We start from the raw sequence: 365 nt of genomic DNA, 5'->3' as shown, positions 1-365 counted from the left end.
CCCCGCCGTAAAACTGCAATAAACCTCTGCTATAACAACTACCTACATCCAATAAACAATAACAAAGAGCACCTTTCATGAAACAACCTCACCTCTCTCTCGTGGCCCTGGGCCTCGGGGTCGCCCTCGCATTGCCCGCCCTGGCCGTCGATGGCGGCAAGATAGTGATTGCCCACCGCGGCGCCTCCGGCTATCTGCCCGAGCACACCCTGGAGTCCAAGGCGCTGGCCTATGGCATGGGGGCCGACTATCTGGAGCAGGATCTGGTGATGACCAGGGATGACCAGCTGGTGGTGATGCACGATCACTTCCTCGACGGTATCACCGACGTGGCGACGCGCTTCCCCGGCCGGGCCCGCCCGGAC

The 365-nt window shown here is 61.1% G+C and carries 1 protein-coding gene; it reads left to right on the top strand.

Annotation, left to right across the window (positions count from 1 at the left end):
* Window positions 1-77: 77 nt before the first annotated feature.
* Window positions 78-365: glycerophosphodiester phosphodiesterase family protein (locus BN1127_RS02400; protein ID WP_042648337.1), on the top strand; the 288-nt coding region annotated here is incomplete at its 3' end.

Origin of the sequence: Aeromonas media (assembly GCF_000819985.1) — a bacterium.
In the GTDB taxonomy this organism is placed as follows: Bacteria; Pseudomonadota; Gammaproteobacteria; order Enterobacterales; family Aeromonadaceae; genus Aeromonas; species Aeromonas media.
The sequence above is the reverse complement of the archived record's forward strand: the minus strand, read 5'-3'. Positions and strand labels throughout refer to the sequence as shown.